14 protein-coding genes and 1 other annotated feature are annotated in these 18415 nt (G+C 28.1%); all 14 genes read left to right on the forward strand.

Annotated features, from left to right (window positions below):
• The first annotated feature begins 97 nt into the window (after nt 1–97).
• The 14 genes from KGF45_RS14340 (at nt 98) to KGF45_RS14405 (ending at nt 18371) form a co-directional block, all read left to right on the forward strand.
• A complete protein-coding gene (locus KGF45_RS14340) occupies nt 98–472 on the forward strand; it encodes a hypothetical protein (RefSeq protein ID WP_227829491.1) in 375 nt (124 codons plus the stop codon).
• A gap of 92 nt (nt 473–564) precedes the next feature.
• Nucleotides 565–2025, forward strand: coding sequence for an extracellular solute-binding protein (locus KGF45_RS14345; protein WP_227829492.1), 1461 nt, complete (start codon nt 565–567; stop codon nt 2023–2025).
• Nucleotides 2026–2075: 50 nt separating this feature from the next.
• Nucleotides 2076–5105, forward strand: coding sequence for an EAL domain-containing protein (locus KGF45_RS14350; protein WP_227854706.1), 3030 nt, complete (start codon nt 2076–2078; stop codon nt 5103–5105).
• A gap of 78 nt (nt 5106–5183) precedes the next feature.
• Complete coding sequence (locus tag KGF45_RS14355; RefSeq protein ID WP_227829494.1) at nt 5184–7250, forward strand: ATP-dependent helicase; 2067 nt, start codon at nt 5184–5186, stop codon at nt 7248–7250.
• Nucleotides 7251–7508: 258 nt separating this feature from the next.
• Nucleotides 7509–7723 (forward strand) — a binding site (T-box leader).
• Nucleotides 7724–7951: 228 nt separating this feature from the next.
• Nucleotides 7952–8767 (forward strand): transporter substrate-binding domain-containing protein, encoded by an 816-nt coding sequence (locus KGF45_RS14360; RefSeq protein ID WP_227842784.1) that lies wholly within the window; start codon nt 7952–7954, stop codon nt 8765–8767.
• A gap of 27 nt (nt 8768–8794) precedes the next feature.
• Nucleotides 8795–9472 (forward strand): amino acid ABC transporter permease, encoded by a 678-nt coding sequence (locus tag KGF45_RS14365; protein ID WP_227829496.1) that lies wholly within the window; start codon nt 8795–8797, stop codon nt 9470–9472.
• Between the two features lie 59 nt (nt 9473–9531).
• The gene (locus tag KGF45_RS14370; protein WP_227829497.1) at nt 9532–10254 is read left to right on the forward strand and encodes an amino acid ABC transporter ATP-binding protein; all 723 of its coding nucleotides are present in this window, start codon (nt 9532–9534) and stop codon (nt 10252–10254) included.
• 657 nt (nt 10255–10911) lie between these two features.
• Entirely contained in the window at nt 10912–12063 is a 1152-nt protein-coding gene (locus tag KGF45_RS14375) for a cysteine desulfurase family protein (protein ID WP_227829498.1), read from the forward strand.
• A 45-nt stretch (nt 12064–12108) separates the two neighbouring features.
• The gene (thiI, locus tag KGF45_RS14380) at nt 12109–13284 is read left to right on the forward strand and encodes a tRNA uracil 4-sulfurtransferase ThiI (protein WP_227829499.1); all 1176 of its coding nucleotides are present in this window, start codon (nt 12109–12111) and stop codon (nt 13282–13284) included.
• A gap of 38 nt (nt 13285–13322) precedes the next feature.
• Nucleotides 13323–13697 carry a fluoride efflux transporter CrcB gene (crcB, locus tag KGF45_RS14385; protein ID WP_227829500.1) on the forward strand — a complete coding sequence of 125 codons (375 nt, stop codon included), beginning with the start codon at nt 13323–13325 and terminating at the stop codon, nt 13695–13697.
• Nucleotides 13698–13743: 46 nt separating this feature from the next.
• Nucleotides 13744–14553: a prepilin-type N-terminal cleavage/methylation domain-containing protein gene (locus KGF45_RS20300; RefSeq protein WP_285891648.1), complete on the forward strand. Its 810-nt coding sequence runs from the start codon at nt 13744–13746 to the stop codon at nt 14551–14553.
• 253 nt (nt 14554–14806) lie between these two features.
• Nucleotides 14807–15445, forward strand: a complete 639-nt coding sequence (locus KGF45_RS14400) for a nitroreductase (protein ID WP_227842785.1) — start codon at nt 14807–14809, stop codon at nt 15443–15445.
• A gap of 97 nt (nt 15446–15542) precedes the next feature.
• Complete coding sequence (locus KGF45_RS20175) at nt 15543–15668, forward strand: hypothetical protein (protein ID WP_255287812.1); 126 nt, start codon at nt 15543–15545, stop codon at nt 15666–15668.
• A 999-nt stretch (nt 15669–16667) separates the two neighbouring features.
• A complete protein-coding gene (locus tag KGF45_RS14405; protein WP_227829689.1) occupies nt 16668–18371 on the forward strand; it encodes an InlB B-repeat-containing protein in 1704 nt (567 codons plus the stop codon).
• Nucleotides 18372–18415: the final 44 nt, after the last annotated feature.

The following is an 18415-nucleotide window of genomic DNA, read 5'->3' on the forward strand; positions in this document are numbered from 1 at the left end:
GTTACCTTTTTGTGAGAATATATGGTATCTTAAATATATAATATTTAAATTATGAAAGGACTCAATTTTAAAATTGATATCAAAGGTGAGTAAATAAATGGGTAATAAGAATAAAAATACAAAATATAAAGATAAAACAAGGGCAAGGTATAATAAAAAGGTTGAAACTTTAAATAAAGAGAAGTTAAAAGAATCTAATAAACAACATAAAAAAGAAGACAAGATTACTGCTATTATTAATAAATCTAGTATTGTATTATGTGTTCTTTTAGTAATATTTTCTTTACTTTATCTGTTTAAGTTAGTTCAGCTTAATATAATAATGACACTTTTAGTAATTACAGTGGCTATTCAACAAGGTTTGGTATCATTTGGTGCATTTAGAGAGAAGAATTATGCTAAAGGTATATTTTCAATATTTGTAATCATTTGTTTTCTAGTTGCTTTTAAATATACTGTTAGTCCTATTTAAATATATCAGTAAATATTTTATAATTAATATAAGTAATTAAGTTACGGTTTTAATGCTATAATAAATCTTATACATTTGAAGGAGTCGATTTTATGAATAGGAGTGGATTTGTAAAATTAATTATCACATCAATGATTGTTTTATTACTTACAGGGTGTGATTTGAAAAAGGAAGAGAGCTATAAACTAGATCCAGAAAATCCGACATCAATAGAAATTTGGCATTATTATAATGGACAGCAAAAAATGGCGTTTGATAAGCTAGTTAAGGAATTTAATGACACTGTAGGTGCTGAAAAAGGAATTATTGTTGAAGCGTTTAGTCAGGGAAATGTAGTTGATTTATCTGAAAAGGTGTTAGATTCTGCTAATAAAAAGGTTGGTTCTGAAGAGGTCCCAAATGTTTTTGCAGCATACTCAGATACTGCATATGAAATGGATAAATTAGAACTATTAGTAGATATTAGCAAGTACATAAGTAAAGATGAATTAAATGAGTATATAGAAGAATATGTAGATGAGGGTAGACTAAATTCTGATAACAAATTTAAGCTTTTTCCGATTGCAAAGTCTACTGAGATTTTGATGTTAAATAAGACAGATTGGGATAAGTTTGCCAAAGCAACAAATTCAAATATAAATGATATACAAACAATTGAAGGATTAGTAGAGACATCAAAGAAATACTATGAATGGACAGATAGTTTAACAAAAGAGCCTAATGATGGTAAAGCATTTTTTGGAAGAGATGCTATAGCAAATTATATTATTATAGGAAGTAAGCAGTTAGGAGTAGAAATTTTTTCAGTGAAAGATGGAAAAGTTACACTAAATCTTGATGAAAAGGTTATGAAAAAATTATGGGATAATTTTTATGTCCCATATATAAATGGATATTTTGCATCTTATGGTAAATTCCGTTCTGATGATGCAAAAACAGGAGATATACTAGCTCTTGTTGGGTCTAGCTCAGGAGCATCATATTTTCCAGGTGAAGTAATGTTAAATGATAATGAGAGTTATAAAATTGAGACGTCTGTATTTCAAGCTCCACGTTTTAAAGATAAAGAAAAATATGCTGTACAACAAGGGGCAGGAATGGCTGTAACAAAATCTACTAAAGAAGAAGAATATGCATCAGTAGAATTTTTAAAATGGTTTACAGATAAAGAGTCTAATATAAAATTCTCTATTGCTTCTGGATACTTACCAGTAAAGAAAAAAACCAATGATTTGAATGTTATAAAGGATGTCATGAATAAAGATGATTTAAAGGTATCAAGTAAAGTTGAAAGTTCAATTGTTTCATCTATTGAACAAATTAATAGTTGTAAGTTGTACACTAATAAAGCATTTGATGGTGGGACAAAAGCTAGACAAATCCTTGAGTATTCAATGATTGATAAGGCCAAAGAAGATTTAAAGAAAATAAATGAATTAATAAAAAATGGAACCTCTAAAGAGAATGCAGTAGCACAATTTAATAATGATGAAAATTTTTCAGAATGGTTTTTGAATTTTAAGACTGAGCTTGAAAATGCTGTAAAAGAGTAGGTGAATTGGCAACGTGTACCAAAATGCACAAAGGTATGGGTGGAATAAATATGGAAAATAATCTAAAAAAGAATAACTCAATAATGAAAAAGATGATATTTCCTCTAATTATTGTTATGCTAATTCAAACAAGTTTATTTTGTGCCACAATTTTATGGGGAGGAACTATTAAAAAACTAAATGACAATTCATTTGACATTTTAAATGAAAGAGTAATTAATCGTAAAAATTATATACAAAATGAGATGTTACAAAGATGGTCAAAGACAAGCGAGACAGAACTAGCTATTAACTCATCTGTAAAAAAGGTTTTAGATGAAAATAATGCCTCAATTAAAGATGTGGGTATCAACGAAGAAATTAATAAAGAAATTATAAAAAATATATCAAAAGATTTAATATATCTTTTGAGAAAAAATTCTGTTACAGGTTCTTTCATAATTTTAAATAACAAAGATATTGAAGATGATTCAATAAATAGTAAAGATGAAATAAGTAGGACAGGATTGTATATAAGAGATTTAGACCCTAAATTTAATCCCAATGATAATTCTGATTTACTAATTGAAAGAGGCTCTTCAGAGATAGCAAGAAATTTTGGAATATCTATGGATAGTTATTGGGCTCCAAAGTTTTCCTTTAAAAGTGAAAATGAGCGAAAAGGAGATAATTTCTTTTATAAACCATTTAGAGCTGCAATTGATAATCCAAATACATCAAGTTCTAATTTAGGATATTGGGGAAGTCAGTTCTTATTAACAAGTGCAGGAGATAGAGTTATAACATATTCAGTTCCTCTTATTTATGAAGATGGAACTGTATATGGAGTACTTGGAATAGATTTAGGTATAAATTATTTAAGAGAGTTACTTCCATATGGGGAGATAAATGAGAATAAAAAAGGTAATTATATTTTAGGTGTAGATAGAAATGATGATTTGGCATTTGAAAATGTTGTTTCAAATGGGTATACATTTAAAGAAAAATTTTGGGATGGTTTACATTCCAACCTTGAGCAAAAAGAATCTTATAAAAATGTATATAAAGTCAAAAATGAAGATGATGGTAAAATTAAAGAAAGTACTTATGCTAGTGTACAATATTTAGATTTATACAATTCCAATACTCCATTTGAAAATGAGCGTTGGGCTCTTTTGGGAATTATTGAAGAAAAAAGTTTATTGTGTTTTTCAAAAAGAGTGGAAACCTTGGTAATAGTGTCTGTTGCAGTTTCCTTAGTGATAGGGCTTATAGGTATTTATATTGCTTCAAGATTGTTTACAAAACCAATTGTTCTTTTGGTTAATAAAGTTAGAAATAGTAATCCATCAAAACCAGTAAATCTTGATAAAATAAACATATCTGAAATAGATGAATTATCTTCAGCTATAGAGCTACTTAGTGCAAATGTTGCAGATTCCTCATCAAAATTATCACAAATTATTGAAATGGCAGATATGCCAATTGGAGCTTTTGAATTATATAAAAATGGAGATAATGTTTTTTGCACAAAAGGATTTTTTAGTATATTTGCTACGGAAGATGAATTTCAAGAATATGGATATATATCGAAAAGTAAATTTTTAAAAAAAATGAAGGAAATGGATACATATTTACAGAAAAATTATAAGACAGAAAATATATACATATATAAATTTGAGTCTAAAGATAAAAAGTCTAAGTGGATAAGATTAAATCTTGTTGAAGACGATTTAAAGATATTAGGTGTTGTTGTTGATGTTACAAAAGAGTTTATTGAGAAAATGAAAATTGAGTATGAAAGAGATTTTGATATTTTAACAAATCTTCTAAACAGGAGAGCTTTTTATTCACAAGTACGAGAAAAATTTGAAAACAAAGAAGAGCTTAAAATAGCTGCATTTATAATGTGGGATTTAGATAATTTAAAATATATTAATGACACCTATGGCCATGATGCTGGTGATGAATATATTAGATGTGCAGCAGATATACTTAAAAAGTTTATATCATGGAATGGCATAGTTTCTAGACTTTCAGGGGATGAGTTTTATGTATTCATATATGGGTATGAAAGTAAAGATAGTATAAGAACTATTATTAACTCTGTTAAGACACAGATGAATAATACCTTATTAAAGCTTCATGATGGAACAGAATTTAAAATAAGAGCATCAGCAGGAATTTCTTGGTATCCTAGCGATTCAACTAACTATGATGAACTAATGAAATATGCAGATTTTGCTATGTATCAAATTAAAAATACAATTAAAGGCGAAGTAAGTGAATTTGATATTAATATATATAATAAAGATTCATTCTTGTTGCATAATAGAGAAGAGTTAAATAAATTAATTGATGGTCAATTGGTTGAATATGCATTTCAGCCTATTGTGGATTGTAAAGGTGAAGTATTTGCATATGAAGCACTTATGAGACCAAAAATGGAAACTTTTAGTTCTCCAATGGATGTTATTAGATTAGCTCGTTCACAGTCTAAATTATATCAAATCGAACGTATCACATGGTTCAAAGCACTTAAATCTTTTAAGAGATATAGGGAAAAATTTGGAGTGTGTAAATTATTCTTAAACTCTATACCAAATAATAATTTATCAAAAGTTGATTTTGAAGAAATAGAAGATTTATATGGTAATTATCTAAATAGGGTAGTGTTAGAAATAACAGAGAATGATAAGATTAGTGAAGATTTTATTGATAAAAAGAAAGTATATATAAATAATTGGAATATAGAAATCGCTTTAGATGATTTTGGAACAGGTTACAATGGTGATGCTGTATTATTGTATATAATGCCAAATTATGTGAAGATTGATATGTCTATTGTAAGAGGTATTGACAAAGATGAAGACAGGAAAAAAATACTAAAAAATCTTATTTCATATTCTAAAGAAAGAAACATTAAAGTTATAGCAGAAGGTGTAGAAACCAAAAGTGAAATGGAGGCATTAGTAGCCATTGGAATAGATTATATTCAAGGATATTACGTTGGTAAACCAGAATTTGTTCCTCAAGATATAAGTGATAAAATTAAACAGGAACTCAAGATATGTTATGAAAATAGAGATGATATAGTTTAATAGAAGAAAAATTAAATGTATTTTAAGGATACTTTTAGTTTATAATTAAAAAAGAAAATAAGATGATTATAAATTAAGGTGGTGGATGTAATAATCACAACAAATATAGATATAAGACAGTTAAATGAAAATCAACTAGAAGCAGTTGAACATATAGATGGGCCTTGCATGATACTTGCAGGGCCTGGTTCAGGTAAGACTAGGGTAATTACATATAGAATAGCTAATATGGTAGTAAACAAAAATATAGCACCAGCAAGAATATTGGCAATAAGTTTTACCAAAGCATCCTCAGTAGAAATGAAAAATAGAGCATTGAGTTTAAGTGATGATATAAGACTCAATAAAGTAACATATGGTACTTTTCATTCTGTATTTTTCAAGATTTTGAGGTATTTTGAAAGATACAATTTAGATAGCATATTTGATGAAAAGTCAAAGAGGATAACAATAAAGGCAATATTAAAAAGTCTAAATATAGAAAATGCAGATGATGATGAAAATATAGGACAAGTTATAAATGAAATATCTTATGTAAAAAATGAACTTATGGATAAGAATGAATTTAGTTCAGAAGTGTTGACAAAAGATGAGTTTTTAAAAGTATATAATTTATATGAAGAGCAAAAATCAAAAGTTAATAAGATTGATTTTGATGATATGCTTATAAAGACTTATTATTTGCTTTTGAATAATAAATCAGCCTTAGAAATGGTTAGAAATGTATATAAATATATATTGATAGATGAATTCCAAGATATAAATAAAGTGCAATTTGAGGTTTTAAAGTTAATTTGTAATCCATTAAACAATATATTTGCGGTTGGAGATGAGGACCAAAGTATATATGGTTTTAGAGGAGCTAGACCAGATTTTTTGCTTGAATTTGAAAAATATTTTAATAATACTAAAAAAATAGTGCTGGATGTAAATTATAGGTCTAAAAGTGAAATAGTAAATACTGCAAACAGGCTTATAGAAAAAAATAGAAATAGATATGAAAAAGTTATTAAATGTAGTCAAGGCAAGGGAGGTATTGTGAGTTATATTTCTCCATATGATTCAGAGGAAGAAGCTTTACATATTGCCAAGGAAATAATTGACGAAATAAAAAAGGATTATGTAGAGTATTCAGATTTTGCAGTAATTTATAGAACTAATATACAATCAAGAGCCTTAGTAGATGTATTTATGGATATGAGAATTCCATTTGTAGTAAAAGACTCAGTAATTACAATATATGACCACTGGGCAAGTCAGGATATACTAGCATATTTAAGAATAGGTATTAATCCAAAATCAAATAAAGATTGGTTAAGAATTATAAATAAGCCATTTAGATATATATCTAAAGATAGTGTAAATATGGTTAAAGATGAAAAAGATTTTGTAACAGCACTAATAAACAAATGTAACCTTCATCCCAAACAAGTCAAAACAATAACAGATTTGGAGATAGACTTGAGTTATTTGAATACTTTAAATCCTAAAAACGCAATATCTTATATTAGAACTAGTCTTGATTATGATAGATATGTTCTGGATTACTGTAGCAATAGAAAGATAAAGACTAATGGGCTTGTAGAGATATTAAATGAGCTTGAGAGTTCTGCTACAAATTTTAACACAGTGACAGAGTTTTTAGAACATATTGAGAGAGTAAAGACAGAGTTAATGGAAAATAACAAGAATAAACAGACTGATGGTGTTATATTTACAACTATGCATAGTGCAAAAGGATTAGAATTTAGGAATGTCTATATTATAGGTGCAAATGAAGGAACAATACCTCATGAAAAATCATATGATATTTGTAAGGAAGAAAAAAAAGAGGAACAATTAGAAGAAGAAAGAAGACTTATGTATGTAGCTATTACAAGAGCTGAAGAAAAATTATGTATAAGTTCTACTTTAAATAAATATGGTAAAAAAGTTGATAAATCACTGTTTATCGATGATATAAAATCTCCAACTAAAAAAGAAATTGATAGTATTGGTGTTGGTGATAAAGTATACCATAAAAAATTTCACGAAGGCGAAATAATCAAAAAAGATGGAATCATGTTTACGATAAAGTTTAAAGATAGAGAGCGAACTTTAGATTTGAAAACGTGTTTATTGAAGAATATAATCCATACTATTTAACTTAGTATATAAAATTTAGTAAGGATAAGATATATCATTTATAAGTATTTAAGCAATGGAAATGAAGCAGAAAAATATTATTTATAAGTATTTAAGCAATGGAAATAAACAGAAAGATATTATTTATAAATATATGGATAATATCAATAAGCATGTAAGACAATATCTAAATTTTAGAAAATAAAATTATTAAAAAAATAAAAAACTTATTGACAAAAATATTAGAAGGAAGTACAATTGTATTAACAATTTAAGGAAACAAATCCAGTGATAGAGAAAGTAGCATATACGGATTTACAGCGAGTTAGGGGTTGGTGTAAGCCTAGCAATGAAGTCTATGTGAAGAGAGCTCTGGAGGAAATTATCAGAAGTTTTAGTTAGTATGATAATTGGTTTGCCCGCCTTAAGGGATTGAGAGGATAAGTACTTACTTATCAAAAAGAGTGGTAACGCGGATATAATTCGTCTCTTAGCTGTAAAGCTAAGGGACTTTTTTGATTTTAAAATTAAAATATCCCTGTAGCTATAAAAGCTAAAATTCACAAATTTTGAAGGTTGTATAAGTATTTATCAATAAGAGTGGTAACGCGGTAAAGTCGTCTCTTAGTCATTAAAGACTGAGGGACTTTTTTTGTAACTCGAAACATTAAAGTATTAAAAATTTGAGGGAAAATTATAATTAAAAGAGAGGGGTAGTTAAAATGAAAGTATTTAAAAAATTATTAAGTTTAGGATTAGTATTAGGATTAACATTATCACTAGTAGGATGTAGTGGTGGAGAAGAAAAAACAAAATTAGAGCAAATAAAAGAAAGTGGAAAATTGGTTGTAGGTACTAGTGCAGAATTCCCACCATTTGAATTTCATAAAGTAGTAGATGGTAAAGATTCAATAAAAGGATTCGATGTAATGTTGGCTGAAGAATTTGCAAAGGAACTTGGTGTAAAGGTTGAAATTAAAGATATGTCATTTGATGGATTAATAGGTGCTTTAAATGCAGACCAAGTTGATATCGTTCTTGCAGGTATGTCTCCAACACCAGAAAGAGAAAAGAGTGTTGATTTCTCAGAATTATATTATTTAAGTAGAAATGCAGTTATAGTGAAAGATGCAGATATAGACAAAGTAAAAACTGAAGACGATTTGAAAAAACTTAGAGTAGGAGTACAGGCAGGAAGTATTCAAGAAGAATATGTAGTTAATACTCTAAAAATGACAACTACAAAATCTTTAAAAGGAGTACCTGACTTAATTACAGAATTAAAAAATGGAAACATAGATGCAGTTGTTGTTAATGAAGCAGTTTCTTTAATCAATGTTAAGAAATATGATGGAATAAAAATGGCAAACACTGAAGTTGGTAAAGATGTAACAGAAGGTATGGCAGCAGCAATCAAAAAAGCTGATAATAATAAAGAATTTATAGAATTATTAAATAAAAAGATAAAAGAATTACAAGATGGTAAAAAAATAGAAGAATTTTTAAATGAAGCATCTACTGAAGCTGCTTCAAATTAGTAAGAAAGTTATGTGGGAGATGAAATTATGAGTTTAGATTTTAGTTTTTTAAGTAAATTTGGGACTTCTTTTTTGGAAGGAACAGGTGTGACAGTAGCAATTTCTCTTGTAGCATTATTCTTTGGGTTTATGATAGGTATAGTTATATGTATGGCAAGAATATCAAAGAATAAAGTATTGAGAGCAATATCATCAATATATATTGAAATTTTAAGAGGGACACCATTATTAGTACAGATATATATAGTATGGTTTGGATTACCTCAGTTAGGAATAAGATTCCCTATGTTATTTGGTATACCAAGTGAATTTATAGCTAGTGCATTTGCATTGTCAGTAAACTCTGGTGCATATGTAGCAGAGATACTTAGATCAGGTATACAATCAGTTGATAATGGGCAAATGGAAGCAAGTAGATCATTAGGATTGAATTATTGGGCAACTATGAGATATATAATAATACCTCAAGCTATAAAAAATATACTACCTTCATTAGCAAATGAATTTATTACACTTGTAAAAGAATCTTCAATAATATCTGTAATAGGAGTTGTTGAGATAATGCGTACTGCTGATATAGTAAAAAATGCAGCATTTAAAGCACTAGAACCATTAATAGTAGCAGCAGCAATTTACTTTGTTATAACATTTACTCTATCAAGATTAGTTGGATTATTAGAAAAGAAACTATCTGTGTCTAATTAGATGAGAGAATATTTGGCATTTAGAGAAAACATAGAATAGTATAAAAGGAAAGTGATAATATGATTACAATAAAAAATTTAAGTAAATCTTTTGGAGATTTAAATGTATTAAAAAATATAAACTTAGAAATCGCTAAAGGCGAAATAATGGTTATAGTAGGTCCAAGTGGTTCTGGTAAAAGTACACTTCTTAGATGTATGAATCTATTAGAAATACCTACAGGTGGAGATATAATATTTGAAGGAAAAAATTTAGTTGATAAAAAAACTAATATTGATGAAGTTAGACAGAATATAGGTATGGTGTTCCAGAACTTTAATTTATTCCCACATAAGACTATTTTAGATAATATAACATTGGCACCAATTAAATTAAAAAAAATGACTAAGGAAGAAGCAGAAAAGAAAGCAGAAGTTTTATTAAGTAGAGTTGGTCTTTTAGATAAAAAAGATTCATATCCATCACAATTATCTGGAGGGCAAAAGCAAAGAATAGCAATAGCACGAGCTCTTGCTATGGAACCAGATATGATGTTATTTGATGAGCCAACATCTGCTCTTGACCCAGAAATGGTAAATGAAGTTTTGGATGTTATAAAAGAGCTTGCTAAAGAAGGAATGACAATGGCAATTGTAACTCATGAAATGGGATTTGCAAAAGAAGTTGCAGACAGAGTTATTTTTATAGATGGAGGAAGTGTTCTTGAGGATAATACTCCAGAAGAAGTCTTTGGAAATCCAAAACATGAGAGAACAAAATCATTCTTAGCAAAAGTGTTATAATATATAAAAAAAGGATGTATTGATATTAGAAATTCAATACATCCTTTTTTAGTGATAATTAATATAATTTTTAAAATTAAAATTATACTGATATTAACTTTATTTTAACTTGATATTATATTTTTGCAGAAAAAAAAAGAGCTCGGGGTAAGCTCTTTTTTTCCATCGAATTAGTTTCCGATATTAATTCGATTTTTAATAAATATAAAATATATCCTTATGAAAGGGTATTGGGAATAGATATATTAACTAACTAGGGTTACCAGGGGGATAACCTTAATTTATTATAACAAAATGCGACACAAAAATCAATATTTTTTTTGATATAAATTGTAAAAGTTATTTTTATAACAAGTAAGCTTATAAAAATAGACTTTATAGCAAAAATAAGTATATGTATAATATAATATATTTATTTTATATAATATATTATTTTATCATATATTGTATGTTATCACGTATTTTTGTAGGGTATAGTATAAACATATTATATTTTAACATAAAATTTTGTAGTTGAGTGAAAAAACTAGATTTTTATGAAAGAAGATTCTATAAACTTAAGATTATCTTTTTAATAAAGATTAACAAAAAAAATACTGTAATTAATGGTATAATAATTAGAGTTGAAGATTTTAAATAAAGGCAGGTGTAATTAAGTTGGAAATATACTTAGATAATAGTGCGACTACAAAACCTTATCCAGAAGTTATAGATAAAATGGTATATGCACTTAGTACGGATTATGGAAATCCTTCTTCTGTTCATAGAAAAGGTGTGGAAGTTGAAAAAGGTATAAAAGAAGTAAGACAGATTGTAGCTAAATCTCTAGGAGCGAAAGATAAAGAGATTTATTTTACATCAGGTGGTACAGAATGTAATAATACTATAATAAGAGGTATTGCCAATATAAATAAGAAGAGAAGAAATCATATAATATCTACAAATATAGAACATCCTTCTGTTTTAAATACATTAAAAGATTTAGAAGAAGATGGATTCGAAGTAACTTACTTAGAGGTCGGAAAAGATGGAAAGATAAATATAGAAGATTTGAAAAATACTATAAAATCAACTACATGTTTAGTAAGTATGATGCATGTTAACAATGAAATAGGAACTATACAGCCAATAGATGAAGTTGGAAAATATCTGAAGTCTTTAAAAGAGAAGATATATTTTCATGTAGATGCTATTCAATCATATGGGAAAATAAACTTTAGGCCATCTAAATACAATATAGATTTTATGAGTGTAAGTGCACATAAATTTCATGGTCCAAAGGGAATTGGATTTATGTATATTAAGGAAAACAATCGTTTAAAGCCTATGCTAACAGGAGGAGGACAAGAAATTGGAATTAGGTCTGGAACAGAAAATGTACCTGGAATATATGGGCTTGGAGAAGCTGTAAGTATATTAAGTAAAGATTTAGATGCTGTTATTTTGAAGATAAATAACTTAAAAAACATATTTAGAAATAAAATAGTTGAGAATATAGAAGATATAAAAATTAATTCTCCAGAAGATGGCGTATGTCATATATTAAATGTATCATTTATAGGTACAAAAGGAGAAGTTTTACTTCATTACCTAGAGCAAAAAGGAATTTATGTGTCCACTGGTTCTGCATGCTCTTCCAAGAAAAAAGGTAGTCATGTTTTAAATGCCATAGGTCTTACAAATGAAGAAATCAATGGAACAATAAGGTTTAGTCTATCTGATATGAATACAGAAGATGAAATATCTGAAGCTGTGAAAGTATTAAAAGAATCAATTTGTGATTTAAGGTCAATAATGAGAAAGAAATAAAGAATACTGTATAAATAATAAGAGGAAAGTAGTTTACGAGGTGAAATGGTGTATAATATATTAATAGTAAAGTATGGAGAAATTGGAGTAAAAGGAAAAAATAGATATATATTTGAGAATAGACTTATAAGAAATATAAGAAATATGTTAAAGCCAATTGGCAAATTTAATGTATATAAAGAGTATGGAAGAATATATGTTGATTTAGAAGATTATGATTATGAAGAAGTAATTGAAGAAGTTAGAAAAGTATTTGGTATAGTAGGTGTATGTCCTGGAGTAAGAGCTAAAAAAGATTATGATACATTAAAAGAAATAGCTTTAAAGATGTTAGAAGAAAAAATAGATGCTGGATATAAAACTTTTAAGGTAGAGTCAAGAAGAGGAGATAAGTCTTTTAGATTAACTTCTCAAGAAATGAGTATGGATATAGGTGGATACTTATTATCAAAGGTAGGAGATAGAATTGATGTTGATGTAAGAAATCCAGAAGTTAAAATAAAATGTGAATACAGAGAATTTCATACTATGGTTTATAGTGATACTATACCTGGATATGGTGGTTTGCCACTTGGAACTAATGGTAGAGCGATGTCTCTTTTATCAGGTGGTATAGATAGTCCAGTAGCAACATGGATGGTTGCAAAAAGAGGTATGGAAGTAGAAGCAGTACATTTTCATAGCTATCCATTCACAAGTGAAAGGTCACAAGAAAAAGTTAAAGATTTAGCTAAGATATTAGCTAAATATTGTGGTAGAGTAAGACTTCATAAAGTAAATATACTAGAAATACAAAAAGCAATTGGTGAGAATTGTAATGAAGAAGAAGCTACTATTCTTTCAAGAAGATTTATGATGAGAATAGCACAAAGACTTTCTGAAAAAAGACATTGTGATGCTTTGATTACAGGTGAAAGTATTGGTCAAGTTGCATCTCAAACTATACAAGGGCTTACTTGCACTAATGCTGTTGTAAATTTACCAGTATTTAGACCACTTATAGCTATGGATAAATCAGACATAGTTGATATAGCTAAGAAAATAGGGACTTTTGAAACATCTATAATACCTGAAGAAGATTGCTGTAGCGTGTTTTCTCCTAGAAAACCTGTCACTAAGCCTAGACTAGAGAAAATAGAAAAATCTGAGCTGTCACTTGATATAGAAAAATTAGTACAGGATGCAATTGACGGAATAGAGGTTGAAGACATAGAATTTTAATATGTAAGTGATTTAGTTATTTGGGGTAGGTGTTACATGTGATTCAAGTATTATATGTTGGTATTGGTGGATTTTTGGGAGCTATATTAAGATATTTAATATCTCTAAAGTTTGTAGGAACTAAGTTTCCATTTGGGACTTTAGTGGTCAATATTATGGGTGGAATTTTAATTGGTTTTGTGATGGAAATGAGTATAAGAACAAATTCTATTTCTAATAATTTGAAATTGTTTTTGACAACTGGTTTAATGGGAGGACTAACTACATTTTCTACTTTTGGCTTTGAAACTGTAAAGTTTTTTGATAGCGGGAATTATATATTATTTGGACTAAACATATTTTTTAACTTGACATTAAGTATTTTGGGAGTTTTTGTTGGAAGAGCTTTATGTAGACACTTTGTTGCTATATAGCATGTTAAAGTAAATACTATAATTTTATTTAATGGGAATGATTATTATGAATAAAAAGGGTTTTACACTAATTGAATTATTGGTAGTTATATCTATAATAGGAATTTTGGTTATAGTTGCACTACCAGCACTTTTTAAAAATATAGAAAAAAGTAAAGCAGTAACATGTCTTTCTAATAGAGAAAATATAAAGACTCAAATTGTTATTGCTGTAGCTGAGGAACCTAGTAAAGATAAAAAAGAGGTTATAAAAGATGTATTAAAAAATACAGATGGTAAGTATTTTGAAACAGAGCCAAAGTGTAAGTCAGGTGGAACATATTCAGCAGAGTTTGACGATGGTTATGATGGAATAACTGGAGAAGAAAGTATTGCAAGAGTTTATGTTACTTGTACAGAACATCCAGATGGTGTTGAGATGGCTAGAGATGTACATCAAAGTATGAAAGATTTAATTGCATCTTTTGCAGTAGACCCTTCTGTAATACCAGGGCCTTCAAAAGGGAATGATGCTTTTAGAAATTATTTACTAGATAATAAATATAAAAATGGCTGGCCTACAATTCCAGATGAATTTAAGAAGAAATATAATTTAAGTAAGGCAACATTATATATACAACCATATGCATATAATCCTACTAAATCTGATGCTACTGTAGTTGTATTTGCAAATGATAAGACTGGAGGTAATTGGTACACATCTTTAGTTTATGATTACGATGAAGGTAGATGGTATAAAGGTAACAATGGTATTTCTGTTGCAGGTAGGTCATGGGATGTTGATTCAGCTGATGGTAAGACTAAATCTGTAAAAACAGAGATTCATACCAAAACTGGTTGGGGCCCTTTAAATTAATATAGTATATTTTATCAACTTTACTGGTATTAATCGTTCTGTAGAAAAATGATATTTTCTATAGTTGAGTGATACCAGTTTTTTATTGAAGATTATTTGTAGAGTAGATATATTGATGTTTTGATATTATAAAAGCTTCACATGTAAGCTAAAAATAATTATAATAAGAATATAAAGAAACTTAATTATAAAATTAATTTTCTAAAGATTTGGTATTTAAGATAACAAATACATAAAAGGGGGAATAGATATAATGAATAATTTACAAGACAATCAAACAATAAATTTAATACAAGGGCGTAGAAGTATACGAAAATTTACAACAGAGCAAATTACAGATGAACAATTAGATACATTATTACATTGTGCATTTGCAGCACCTTCAGGGTGTAATAAACAGCCATGGCACATAACTGTTGTACAAGACCAAAAACTTTTAAAAGAGATTAGTGATGATACTCTTTCTAGAATTCATGAAGTTAGTAACGTTGAAATAAATAAAAATTTTAAATTATTTTATGGTGCACCAACTGTTTTATTTATTTCTTATGACGAAGAGAGTTCATGGGCTCCATATGACGCGGGAATACTTACAGGAAACATAACAACAGCTGCACAAGCTTTAGGACTTGGGAGTTGCATAATAGGAATGGTTAGGGGACTATTTACACCTGTTGAACAAGGTGATATTGTGGGTCTTGTGAGTGTTCTAGATAAAGATGATGTAAAAGAATCAGAATCGATAACGATGAAGTTTGATACAAATAAAAAATACAGAGAATTATTAAATATACCAGAAGGATATTATGTACCATTTGGTATTGCTGTTGGTGTTCCAGATGGGAAATTACCACAAGCTAGAAATGTAGTTTATAAAGTCTCTAGAGTTTAGAATATTTGATTATTTGTATTGTGAGATACAGTTATAAAATTTATCAAAGATAGGCAAAATACTCCATCCTCAACGTAAGTAGGGTGGAGATGTAAGCATGAAATATACTTATCAAGAGTGCAATACACAACATGACAGAGATATAAATGCCAGTGTAAATATATTAAAAGAAGGATTAAGATTAGTGGGGATGGAACAGCCCTTAGAGCCTATGAATGCTTAGTATAAAAGTACTATCAAATAAGAATTTCCACCTTCAAACGTTACCTAAGGTAGTTAAGGTGGAGTAATTCAAGTAATTGAAAATAGAAGGGTGAAGGTTTAAAATAAAAAATTATTTGTTTTAGTCTTGTTTTTTGTTATTTTATATTTGTAGAATAATAAAATGAGTTTAATTAATTTAAGCATTATGTATAAAAAATATAAAGTCGAAAAAGATAAAAAAATAATAATAATATTTTGGGAAAAAGTAGTATAAGATTGAAATAAATAAAAAAGCATGATACAATAAATGTAAAATAAAGGAAAAAGTGACCCTTAGTTATAAAAGGGTTTTTTTTTATGTAAAAAAAACTATAAGGATATTATAAAAAATGTATATCAAAGCCATTCAAAATTTTTTCCCACTTCTAATAATTGATTATCAGTAAAAGTATATAACATTTGTTTTCAAGATAAAGAAATAATTATAATTTTAATAGTATAGACATATAAATTTTTTTAAAAAATGTATATAAATGTAAAAAAAACTATTAATTATATAAATAGTGACTTTTTTATAACAAATGGAAACTATAATAACCAGAATTAAAATAATTATTTTAATTAAAACAATTATTTTAATTAAAAAATTTTTGATACTCTGAACATATATCACAACTAATTTTCATGAAATTGAAAACAATTAAAGTTAATTACTTTAAGTAATATAAATATATAAAATATCTTACTCTATTGTTTTTTTAGACTGTTTAATTCTACAAAAATAAAATCAAAATATCTAGTCTATAGAGTATTAATATCTTTGTGTAAAAATTAAATATATTTTTTATTTAATAAAAAAGATTTCAAGTAAAAATTAAATAAACTATAAAAACTTCACTTTTAAGATAGACTTCATAATAGATTAATTAGACTTTAAATAAATAGTTTTGATAAAGACTATGCAAAATAAAGTATGAAAAATCTGTTTGAAATAAAAAATATTGGAGGGGGATTTTTAATGAAACACAGATTAAGTAAACTAACATCTTTTGTGGCAACCTTAGCTTTAGTTGTTGGTGTAGGAGTACCATCATATGCACAAACTTTACCAGATAAAGTTAATAATGAAGTACTACAAAATACAGAACGAAGATATGATATTAATGGAAGATATCAAGTTGACCTTCGTGCAAATATGGGAAATGGATATGTAACATTTTTCTCATTATTTGTTCCATGTGGTGGGAACTCATTAAATGTAAAATATGTATGGGGGACTGATCCAAAAGGAGGTTCTCAAGAAGGTTGGGTATTACAAATTAATGGGGAAAAAGTTTCAACTATTTATGGAACAAGCTATGGATTCCCTAATGGCATACCATCTGCAGGGATAACAGGAAGTCAAATGACAGGAATTTATTCTTTTGTGACAAATCGAGACATGTCTGGAGTAAATTGGAGCTATACATCACCTAATACAGGGAATGGAAACGTTACAAGAACATCATATGCATCTACTGAAATTTCAAATGCAAAACTTTCTATTAAGGTCAATTATAAAAATAAAGAAACAGGAGCTATAGTTGGGTCATATACAGCTCGAGTTCCAGCTAAGTATGGAAATAGCACAGTTACACCTGATGCTACACAAATTCCTTCTGGATACAAATTAGATCCAGCAAGTCAATCTAAAGTGGTAAATCTTGCTCAAAATGGAGTTAATCCAAATGAAGTTAATTTTACAGTAATTCCTGATAAGGCTGGAGTGCCAGAAGAAAATCGTGTTCTTATAGTTGGATTTAAGGATAAAGATGGAAGTAATGTTGGAAGTACTTATATAGAAGAAATTCCAGATATACTAGGCTCACATGATGTAACACCAAACACATCAAAAGTTCCTAATGGTTATAAGCTTGATCCTTCTAATCAAACTCAGACTGTTAATTTACAACCAACAGGGCTTGACAAGAGTATTGTTTACTTTACAGTAAGTCCTGATATTCCACTTGTAAATCGTATAGTTACAGTTAACTTTAAAGATAAAGATAGTGGAGCAATAATTGGAGACCCATATACAGTTACACTACCAGCTGAATATGGAAATCATAGAGTGGAATCTGATTCTACAAAGGTACCAAATGGATATGTACTTAATCCAGACAACCAATTTGAAATGGTAAATCTTAGTACAAGTGGTCTTGTACCAGATATAATTTACTTTACAGTAAGTAAGATGCCTTCAGAAGCAGAACGTACTTTAACAATTGGTTTTAAAGATAAGGATGGTAATATAGTTGGAGATACGTACACAGAGATTGTTAATGCTGTACTTGGAGACCATACAATAACTCCAGACTCTACAAAGGTTCCTGCTGGATACAACTTAGACCCAGTAAGTCAATCTCAAATAGTTGCACTTGATTCTTCTGGAATTAATCCAAATACAATATATTTTACTGTAGCTGAAAAAACTTATAGGGTAGCTTATAGTGCAAACTTCCCTTCAGGAGTAACTGTTTCAGGTATGGCTCCTGTTGATACAACAGAATATAAAAAAGGAGATACTGTGACTGTTTTAGGAAATGTTAATGGGCTTAATGCTGATACTTATACATTTGTAGGATGGAGTACAGTTAGAAATGACTCATCAACAATAGTATCAGGTACAATCACTATGGACGAAAGAAACATTATATTATATGCAGTGTGGCAAAAAAATTAATAATATAAGTTGTTTATTATTGTAATTTATAATCTAAAATCGTA

Source organism: Clostridioides sp. ZZV14-6154, assembly GCF_020657785.1.
In the GTDB taxonomy this organism is placed as follows: domain Bacteria; phylum Bacillota; class Clostridia; order Peptostreptococcales; family Peptostreptococcaceae; genus Clostridioides.